Source organism: Paenibacillus alba (assembly GCF_013204855.1).
In the GTDB taxonomy this organism is placed as follows: domain Bacteria; phylum Bacillota; class Bacilli; order Paenibacillales; family NBRC-103111; genus Paenibacillus_E; species Paenibacillus_E alba.
This window is the reverse complement of the sequence record NZ_JABMKZ010000076.1, coordinates 1-12,007: the sequence shown is the minus strand read 5'-3', so window position 1 is coordinate 12,007 and position 12,007 is coordinate 1. Positions and strand designations below refer to the sequence as shown.

Here is a 12,007-nt window from a genome sequence, read left to right as displayed (position 1 = left end):
CGGCAACTTTTAATCCAAGGTGAAGGTAACACGGGAAATGAAGAACAAATGCATGACAAAACCGAAGAAACAGAAGATGTAGATAACCGAATGCTTGAGAACAAAGTACAAAAGGCAACTGTCCAGATTGTTTCGAAAATATTAAAAATAAGCATTGATCATATTGACTCAGATACGGAATTATCCGACTTCGGATTTGATTCAATAACGCTAACCGAACTAGCCGATAGCATAAATAATGAATTTGAACTGGCGTTAGATCCTACGGTGTTTTTTAAATATACTACGATCAAAGAATTTTCAGCGTATACGATCCGAGAGTATAAAGAAATCATGATGAGAACATTTTCAGTATCAGAAGAAGCCAAAATAGCTTCAAAACCAAAGGATGAATTCCTTTCCAAACCAATGGAAAAAAATCATCAGTACTCGAAACCATTATTTATTGAAAAAAATTGGAATCAACCACAACCCACTTTTGCTACCCATGTTGAATCAGATAAAAAACCTTACGTGAAAACGGATAAGGTTGCAATAATCGGAATGCACTGTAACTTCCCGGATGCTCCTGACTTAAAACAGTATTGGAATAATCTAATTTCAGGGAAAGATAGTGTGCGCGAAGTGCCGAGTTTCAGATGGGATTGGAGAAAGCATTATAAAAAGAACTACTCAGAAGGTTACAGTATTAGTAAATGGGGCGCTTTTGTAGATAATATTGAGTATTTTGATCCCGATTTTTTTAATATACCTAACTCTTTAGCATCAACGATTGATCCATTACAAAGACAATGGTTGGAAGTGAGTGTTCAAGCTTTATCCGATGCAGGTTACTTTAACGATTTGTGGGGAAAGAAAGTAGGTGTATTTGTTGGAACTAGGCCAAGTCAGTTTCTAAATAAAACAGGTTTTAATGATAAAGATATCTTGGTTGGAACAAGTCAAAACTTTATAGGTGCTCATTTAGCTCATATTTTTAATTTTAAAGGCCCGAATTTAGTTGTTGACACAGCATGTTCCAGTTCCTTAACAGCCATTCACCTTGCTGTGAAAAGTATTCAAGACGGTGAATCTGAGTTAGCGTTAGCAGGAGGAGTAGATCTATTACTAGATGAGAAAGAATTCTTAGTACTAAGTAATTCAAAAATACTGTCTCCAAGTGGCCGCTGTAAAACATTTGATGCAAGTGCAGATGGTATTGCATTAGGTGAGGGCTGTGGGGTATTAGTACTAAAGTCATTAACGAAAGCAATTGAAGACCATGATAAAATCTACGGAGTGATTGAGGGGACAGCCATAAATAATGATGGCAACACTATGGGAATCACAACCCCGGACCCTGAAAGTCAATGTAATCTTATTGAAGAAGCAATATTAAATGCAGCCATAAATCCCAAAACGATTAGTTATATTGAAGCACATGGAACAGGAACATTGATTGGTGATCCGATTGAGCTTAAAGGACTTACGAAAGCTTATAGAAAATACACTGATTTGAAGCAATTCTGTGGTGTTGGAAGTGTAAAAAGCAATATAGGTCATTTACTTAGTGCATCCGGTGCAGCAAGCATTATAAAAGTACTTTTAGCTATAATTCATAAAGAACTTCCGCCCATACTTCATTGTGAGAAGCCAAATGAAAGATTCAAATTCGCTCAATCTCCATTCTATCTGGTTCAACATCCACAAAAATGGACAACTGATAGCAATGTTTTAAGGGCTGGCATTAGTTCATTTGGTTTGGGGGGAAGCAACGCCCATATCATCATTAGTAATGAGGGAATTCCGGAATCACATATAGCGACATTAGAACCTAAAAATAAAAGGATTGAATTTAACAGAAGTTATTATTGGCCTGATAATGAAAAACGTATAGAAGCAAAAGATACAGAACCCCCAATAAATGATGAAGATGAATTTATCCATTATTTTACGATTTCAAAACTAGAGGATGGGAGAATGAACAGTTGATTACTACGAATAGTCAAATATTTACTCAAAAAGTACACCATAACAATTATCTTGTGCGTGACCATCTAGTTCAAGGTATGCATACTCTTCCAGGGGCCGCTCTTCTCGATATGGTTTATCGATTATTTACCTCTCTTGAAGTGACCCGTTCGTTTGAGTTGAGAAATATAATATTTAAAAAGCCTATCTATACTACGGAAGAGTTTGATAGACTTGTATATATAGAATTTACACAAAAAAATGAACAATATAGAGTCAAAATAACAAGTTGCAAAACGAATGAAAATATAATTGAAGATCAGCATGATGAAAATATGGAATGTGTAGTCGTTCTTAAGAACATTGTTGAAAAAAAGCATATAATGGATGTGGGCAGGTTTATAAATGACACTTCCACGCTGAAATGGAATGTAGAAGACATTTATAGTTTTATCAAAAGGATAAATGTAGAACATTTGGAGTTTATGAAAACAAGTGGGGAAGTATATCAGAATAACAATGAAGAAATCATGAGCCTCCGACTTGGTGAATTTGCAGCAAAATATAATGATAAGTTTTTTGCCCATCCGGCTTTGTTAGATAGCATAATGTTCGCTGGAACTTCTTTTAAATTAAATGAGATTGAAAAGGAAGAAATGAATCAGCCATCATTTCTTCCTTTTTCCATTAAACGACTTTGTATAAATAAGAAATTGCCTGAATCGGTATATACATTTTGTAGCAATAAAGGATTAGGAAATGAGCAACGAGATGATTTGTTAACAAATAACATACTCATTCTGGATGAAACAGGTAAAATATTAGTTGAGGTGGAAGAACTTACGTTAATGAGAATGAGGAAACACGAATTATTGGAGTGTGGCAATGCAAATAATGAAAATGACACGGAAGGAACTAAATTGGATTCAGAACAAAATTATAAAGATATAGAGAACATACAAGGTATTTCTAATCGAGCTAATGTTGAAATGATCAACAACTATCTGAAAGAAGAGATTGGAATCGCATTAAATAAAAATCCACGGGAAATTAGTATACATTTAGGCTTCTATAATCTTGGATTAGATTCAACGCACCTACTAACGATTGTTAAGAAACTTGAAAAGAACTTAGAAGTTCAATTATATCCTACCCTTTTATTTGAATACTCAACTATTAACAGTTTATCTGAATATATAAAGCAGCATTATGAAAAAGAAATGGATGTATTCCTTAACGGGAAAAACATGATATTGAATGCCGAGGTAGATAATAAACATATAGAAACAAGTGAAAATGAATTGAATTTGAGTACCATATATTTCCAACCCGTTTTACAAAAGCAAAAAGTTAATAGTAGAATCAAGAAAATTTGGGATAAACACTTAATTATCTTGGATCAGACCTCTGATCTTTTAGAATACGCAATCAAAAAAAGATTTCCAAATTCTACATTATTTAAGTTATTTTCAGATACGGGAGAATTACCTGATCAACTAGAGGTTAAGCTCACTCAGGTATTGGAAGTACTTCAAAAAGAACTAATGTCAAAAGAAAAATCAGACGTTTTAATACAATTAATTTTTGATAGAGATCATGCCAACCATTACGTTCATGCATTACGGGGGATCTTAACAACAGCGTATGAAGAAAACATCAGAATTAACAGTCAAATGATTTATTTTGATCGCTTGAATACAGCAACAAGGGAGAGAGCGGTACAATTAGTTCAAGATGAAGCCCTTTCGCATGAAAAGGGCGTAGCAGAAATTTATTATCAAGAGAATAATAGTGTAAGATTTATAAAAGTATATCAAGAGGTTTTCTTTGATAAGTCTATTCTTAGCCCTTATTGTAAAGAGAATGGAGTATATATTATTACTGGTGGTTTAGGTGGTCTTGGATATGAAATTGCTAAACATATTACACAAATGGCCAATATAAAAGTAATATTAATTGGAAGATCAGAGGAAAATTCGAGTATTCAACGACAAATAAATGGGATCTCTAATGATAATGCTTCTAAAGTAGTTTATATAAAGGCGGATGTAAGTAACGAAAGTGAAATGAACAAAGTCATCTTGAGCATCAAAGCGAAGTATGGCGGAATAACAGGTATTTTCCACTGTGCAGGAATAATAAAGGATCAAATTATCATTAAAAAGAAATCCGAAGACATTCATGAGGTTTTAAAGCCCAAGGTGCTTGGTACATATATCCTTGATAAAGTTACAAAAGATGAAAGATTGGATTTCTTTGTTTTGTTCTCATCCATTTCCTCGGTTTTCGGAAATTTGGGCCAATCTGATTATGCTGTTGCAAACGGCTTTCTTGATTACTTTTCCCAATATAGACAGCTTAAAGTGGATGATGGTGAACGTTTCGGGAATACAATTTCAATAAATTGGCCTTTATGGTCTGATGGGGGAATGAAGTTAACCCACGAATTGGAAAGAATGATGTATGAGACAAAAGGTATGATCCCGTTGCCAATAACAAAAGGTTTGGAGACACTAGATCTTCTTATAAATTCAGATAAACCCCAAGTTGCCGTTCTATTTGGTGATGAGAAAAGAATTAGAAGTTATATGGATAGTAGTTCCGGGAGTTATCAATTAAATACAGCAGGAATCAGTTGTGAACAGACCGTGGACTATGATAAAGATATGAAGCTATCTGGAGAAGATATAGCAATCATTGGGTTATCTGGCCGTTATCCGATGGCAGATAACGTGGATCAGTTTTATCACAATTTAAAAGAAGGAAAAAACTGTATAACTGGACTTCCCGAAAAAAGGTGGGAGGGTTATGAATTTACATATGAGATAGAACAGTTCTATAAACATGGAGGCTTTTTATCTCAAATTGATAAATTCGACCCGTTATTTTTCAGTATTTCTCCAAGACAAGCAGAATTGCTCGATCCCCAGGCACGTCTCTTTTTAGAAATAGCTTGGGAAGCTTGCGAAGATGCGGGTTTTCCAATAGATAGGAATCGAAAAATAAATAATAAAGATAATTCTGTCGGTGTTTTTGCCGGGGTTTTTTGGAACCATTATGAATTGTATGGTGCGGAGATGACACAGAACGGTTTTCCTACTTCATTTGGGGTGTCTTCAGCAGCAGTAGCCAATATGGTTTCATATTGTTTAAACTTTAACGGCCCATCTTTGGCTGTGGATACTATGTGTTCATCAGCTCTAACTGCAATACATTTAGCTTGTGAGAGTATTCGTAATGGAGAATGTAAGTATGCGATTTCCGGTGGAGTAAACCTTATCACTCATCCACAAAGATACTTGTTCCTGAGCAAAGCGCAATTTTTATCCTCTGATGGACTCTGTAAGAGTTTTGGTGAAGGAGGAGATGGATACGTACCCGGGGAAGGTGTGGGAGCTGTTTTATTAACTTCTCTAAAAGAGGCAGAAAAAGAAGGATATCATATATATGGTGTTATTAGAGGCTCTGCTATTAATCATGGAGGTAAATCATCCGGAATAACAGTTCCTGATCCTGTAGCACAGTCAGGGGTCATATCTTCGGCTATAGAAAAGGCAAATGTCGATCCCACATCAATTAATTATATTGAAGCTCATGGCACGGGTACTTCTTTGGGAGATCCAATTGAGATCCATGGACTAAGCAGGGCATTCAGCAAATGGACAAATGATAAACAATTTTGTGCAATAGGTTCTTGCAAATCAAGTATTGGTCATTTGGAAGCTGCCGCTGGAATTGCTGGACTTACAAAAGTTTTACTGCAATTAAAACATGGTGAAATTTTTCCTTCATTGCATGCAAAGAATCTGAATCCACTTATTTCGTTTCATGATACTCCTTTTTATTTGGAACGGAACTATAAAAAATGGGATCGTGTATTAATTGAAGAAAAGAATGGTAAGCAAATTGCTATTCCGCGTCGCGCCGGGATAAGCTCTTTTGGTGCAAACGGAAGTAATGCGCATCTAATCGTTGAGGAATATGTTCCTCGCTCTAAAGAAATAGAACGGATTGAACCTGTAAATCCGATTCAGGTGATGGTTCCCCTTTCTGCAAAAGCTAATGAAACCTTAATAGTATATGCACATGAACTAAAGAATTTTTTATCTCAGAAATTAGCTGCATCCAACGAGGGTATTTCTTCTGAAATTGAACTTGCGGATATTGCATATACTCTACAAATCGGTAGAGAAGCGATGGAAAAAAGGGTTGCTTTTGTAGTTGGGAGTGTTGAAGAACTAGTAAAAGGATTAACCGGATTTATTAATAGTAATGAAACATTTAGTCGTTGTTTTCGTGGTGAGATTGATAACCCTACGGATTCTTCGATTAACCTGAATGTAAATCTAGAGGATTTTTCATTCAGTGATAATAAATTAGTTGAGCTAGCAAAGCTGTGGATAAACGGTTCTGTTATAGACTGGGACAAATTGTATAGAAATAATAAACCAAAACGTATAAAATTGCCAACATACCCCTTTAATCGCCAGAGTTATTGGCCGATTAGAACCATTTCTAGAAAAATTAATCATGATTTAAGGGTACTTGATAAGAAATGTTCGAATCCATTGGTTAAACCTACCGCTATTGCTCTGACTGATCTAAGAAATATTCATCATAATGAGGTTGAGCCCAAATCGCTTCCCTTTATTCCAACTGCAGAAGAGAAAGCTAGTCATGATCTTAACAAGAAAGCTAATCATAATCATAATCTTAAAAATAATATTGAACAGGATATCCCGTTAGACAACTTGATCGACGACCTTTCAAAAACTCTTGCGGAAGTTCTCTATATGAACCCGAATGATGTGAATATACACAGCAGATTCATTGATATGGGTCTGGATTCAGTAGTTGGATTAGAATGGATGAGAGCTATCAATGCTAAGTATTCGCTATCGCTTCCCGCTACAATTATATATGACTACCCTACAATATTCGAATTATCAAAGATAATTCGAACCAATATTGTTGAGAGCGGGATAAATGGAATGCCAGTCAACGATATACCGGAAATTGCAGAAATTGAATCCAGCGAAGCAGTAGAAACGAAATCGTATATTAATACATTGCATGAGATTACTTCTTTAGAGTTGTATGAAGATCTTGCAACAAGCTTATCGAAAGCCCTCTACATGCAACGGAAGGATATAAATATTGATACTAAATTTATTGATATGGGACTTGATTCCATTGTTGGGTTGGAGTGGATAAGATCTTTAAACTTAAAGTATTCTTTATCTCTTAACGTGACAATAATCTATGATTACCCGACAATACGTGAGTTATCACAGTATTTAATAACGGAGATCCATTCCGCTAAAAGTTTGGGACAAATAGATAAAATGACAAATCGGGATGGCTTGACGTTAAATGGTTTTGGTGAACAAAACCAAAAGGAAGAACCCACAACAACAAGTGAAATGCGGGATCCTGTGGAAGTGAATGAGCCAATAGCTATTATTGGTATGTCGGGTAGATATCCAGACGCAAACGATCTTGAGATGTACTGGAATAATCTTGCTAATGGGAAAAATTCAATCCAAGAGATACCTCAAACAAGATGGGATGTTAACGAATATACTGATTCTCCAAAGGGGAACATTTATTGCAAATGGATGGGGTATTTGGAAGGGGCAGAGTATTTCGACCCTTTATTTTTTAATATCGCACCATCAGAAGCTGAGCTGATGGATCCACAGCACCGTCTTTTCTTACAAGAAAGCTATCGAGCATTTGAAGATGCGGGATATAGTCCTAAAGAACTGAACGGGAAAAATTGCGGTGTCTATCTTGGAATTATGAGCAATGAATACGGTACGATGCTTTATCAAAACCAATCCTCAATTAATAATGTTGTTGGAAATAGTTATGCTATTGCGGCGGCTCGTATTTCTTATTTTCTCAATCTAAAAGGACCGGCAATTCCAGTTGACACGGCTTGTTCGTCAGCTTTGGTAGCGACCCATCTGGCTTGTCAGGCGTTAGCAAATAGAGAGATCGAGATGGCATTAGTAGGTGGTGTAAGTTTATATCTTGCACCAGAATCCTATATCAGCATGTGTTCAGCTGGCATGTTATCCGTTGAAGGACAATGCAAAAGCTTTGATAATAATGCTGACGGATTTGTTCCTGGTGAAGGGGTAGGTGCACTGGTCTTAAAAAGATTAAAAGATGCAGAAGCTGATCATGACCATATATACGGTATTATTGTAGGTTCTGGAATCAATCAAGACGGGAAAACTAATGGAATTATGGCGCCAAGTGCAAACAGCCAAATGAAGTTACTAAGTGAAGTTTATGAAAAATATAACATTGATGTGGAAAGTATCAATTATGTTGAAATGCATGGAACGGGAACGAAATTGGGCGATCCCATCGAATTAGAGGCATTATCCAGTGTTTTTAAGAAAAAAACAAAACATCATCATTTCTGCGGCATTGGGTCTGTAAAAAGCAATATTGGGCATACATCGGCTGCTGCAGGGGTGGCAAGTATTCAAAAAGTATTGCTTTGCATGCAGCATGAGAAATTGGTGCCGACATTAAACTTCAAGGAGCCAAACGAACACTTTAATTTTGAGGACTCTCCATTGTATGTTAATACCGAGTTAAAAGCTTGGAGAAAAGCAGGAGAAAAGAAACGTAGGGCAAGTATTAGCTCATTTGGCTTTAGTGGAACCAACGCGCATCTTGTAATTGAAGAATACACTTCTGATCCAAAAAAGCCTCTTTCAAAAAATACTTATGATAATAAGACATCTTTGTTTGTTTTATCTGCAAAGACTCCTGAACTATTGAGATTATGTGCAGATAAACTCCTAAGGTATATGGAATACAAGCAAGATATCGATCTTGTGAATGTTGCTTATACCTTGCAAGTAGGGCGTGAAGCCATGGAATTTCGATTAGCAATCGAGGCTGCTTCGAGAATAGAATTGATAAACACTTTGAAGGAGATAGCAGATAATCATACTCCGTCGGGTGTTTTTTTTAATCAAACAAAAATAAAAAAATTAGAGAACGTAACGGTTGATTCTGATGGGAGCATTGCATTCCCGCTTGATGAATGGATAACGAATAGGGAGTTAAGTCGCATTGGTGAAATTTGGGTAAATGGGATTGATGTTGAATGGGATAAATTATATCAGGGCAATAAACCAATGAAAATCAGTCTGCCAACATATCCTTTCATACAAGATCGATATTGGGCAACCTATGAAGCTGCTAAAGCAAGGGATGATTTATCCTTAGATATGACAGCCCTTCATCCACTCATACACCAAAATACTTCAAACTTTTATGAACAGCGATACAGTTCCACGTTTACTGGAAATGAGAGTTTTCTAAAACTAACTTGCATTTCTGGACAATACTTATTTCCAGGTGGAGCTTTCTTAGAGATGGCCAGGGTGGCAGCAGAGTATTCAATGGGTGTTATCAAGGATAATTCACAAAACATAAAGTTTAACAATGTTAGTTGGAATCACTCTGCTGTACCGCTAGGTAATGGGCCTATTATGTTGCATGTTGGGCTTTCTATACAAAAAAATGATGAGATTGCTTATGAAATATATAGTGATTTGGAACACCAAGATGAAAATATTATTTATAGTTATGGAAGTATTGAAACGTCAAAGAAAAAAGATGATCAATATATAGATTTAGAGAGTAGTATTAGGAATCAGCAAAATCAGGAAATATTTTCCCGAAGTGAAATCTATACGAAATTATTGAACAGCGGTTGGGAATGTGATGATGAGAACCAAATTGAAACAGCTATTATCAGGGGAAGCCAATTATTAATAAAGCTTTCAAATAAGGAAACAGGAAGCTCGTATTTATTTGATCTTTACTTAAAAGATAGGTTATTGCAGGTTTTCTCGCTATTGTTCGGTTTAAAAGAATTAAATCCAATGGACACCATAACGCTGAAAGAACTAGAAGTTTTTGAAATACCAAGTACAGCCGCATGGGCAGTCATTAATCCGAGTAGCGCAGTTCATAATAATCAAAAGACATCAATTGATATCGATTTTTGTGACGAAAACGGAAAAATATATTGCAGTGTAAAAGGTTTATCTACGTTTAGTCAAAACAAACTAATTGAAGTTTCACTGAATGACAATAAAGCATTAGCAATTAACAATGCTAAAAAAGCTCAAGAGGCTGAGCCATTGTTTTTATTTGAGGAGGTTTGGGTAGAAGAAGAAAAGAAACTTTCCGAAATCAATTGTAAGACGATCGTTTGTTTTCTATCAAATAACGAGAATAGAAAACTGTTTTTGGAGAAGATGGGTTCTATTGATGTGAATATAAAAGTTATATTTATAAGTCAAGGGACCCAGTATGAGCGGTTATCCGAAACCGAATATGAAATCCTTCGAACGGATCGGAATTCATTTATTAAAGTCTTTGAAGACATTAAAGAAAAAATAAATAATATCGATTATATGCTATATCTATGGCAGCTTGAGGATTCTAATTTATCTCAAGACCATTCTTGTATTTTTTATATTTTACAAGCTGTTACTATGACAAGACTGAAAGCGAAGAAGTTTATGGTCGGTGCAGAAATAAAAAACCAGATAGATCGTTGTTATCTGGAATCATGGATCGGGTTTGAACGTTCATTAAAAAATATTATACCCGACACCAAAATGGGAATAATACTGTACGATAATTCTGAAAACGTCTACAAATGGACGATGGATGATTGGTTGAATGATCTCCGGGATGAGCTACATATCGAAATGGTTAAAAATGTGTTATATAAAAGTGGAAAAAGATATGTGCAAGCTATCAATCCCCTGATAATAAAGGACAAATTGAAAGACATTGGTTTGAGAAAAAATGGAAATTACCTTATTACAGGTGGGCTAGGTGGAATAGGGATATTATTCGCAAAGCATCTGGCTAAAAACTATGCTGCAAATTTAATTTTAACGGGTAGAAGTCCTATCGATAAAGAGAAGCAATTGCATATTAAGGAGCTGGAACAATTAGGTGGGTCTGTTTTTTATGCAAGATCTGACATATCCGATGAGAATAAAATGAGAGAACAAATATCCAAAGCAAAGGAAGTATTTGGAGATATTCATGGGATAATTCATGCTGCAGGCATATTACACGCTGAAAATTTCAGGGAGAAAGAGTTAAAGGATTTTCAAGAAGTATTGAATCCCAAAATAAATGGGACAATGATTCTGGATGAAATATTGAAAGAAGAACCTCTGGATTTTATTTGTTATTTCTCATCCACTTCGGCGATATTGGGTGATTTTGGATTTTGCGACTATGCTATTGGGAACAGGTTCCAAATGGCTTACGCTAATTATAGAAATGAAATGAATATATCTGGGAAGAAAAAAATCAAAACATTTGTGATTAATTGGCCCTTATGGAAAGACGGTGGGATGGGGTTTGGTGATGAAAGAAATGGTGAATTATATTTAAAAGCAAGTGGACAACGAAGTCTAGAAGCACAGGAAGGAATAGATGCCTTCGAAATAATTTTGTCCCAACAGAACGTGCAAACTCTAATTCTTGCAGGAAATGAGAGAAAGATAAATCGGATGCTAGGTATAAATGCAATAGGGGCTCCTACCCACGCTATGTCGTTCCGAAAGACAAATAAGGAGAGCATTGGTAATCGAAGACCAGAAATGAAAGGGTTAAGTTTGGAACAATGTGTGGAATGGGATTTGAAAGAGTTGGCGGGAAAGATCCTGAAGTTATCAAAGGAAAAATTGGACATTGATTCGAATTTGTCTGAGTTTGGCTTTGATTCCATCAACCTGGCGGAGTTCTCCAAACAATTGACGGATCATTATCAAATCGATGTGACCCCTGCGGTGTTTTTTGGGTACTCCACATTAGAAAAGTTAAGGCAATATTTTATACTGGAATATCGGGGAGTTATGGAAGCGTTTTACAGGGAAGGTGTTAATGTCGTTGAAGAAAAAGGACAGCAAGAGCCCATCGTATTGTTCGAACCGCGTAAAAAGAGAACAATGAACTCTCGATTCATGAAGAACCGTGACGAAAGCAATATTCC

Annotated in this window: 2 protein-coding genes; both read left to right on the top strand. The window is 35.8% G+C overall.

From position 1 onward, the window contains the following. A partial coding sequence (locus tag HQN90_RS37720; protein ID WP_246363036.1) for a beta-ketoacyl synthase N-terminal-like domain-containing protein occupies positions 1–1,971 on the top strand: 1,971 nt, incomplete at its 5' end. Further along, positions 1,968–12,007: SDR family NAD(P)-dependent oxidoreductase (locus HQN90_RS37715; RefSeq protein WP_173227954.1), on the top strand; the 10,040-nt coding region annotated here is incomplete at its 3' end. The genes HQN90_RS37720 and HQN90_RS37715, both read left to right, overlap by 4 nt.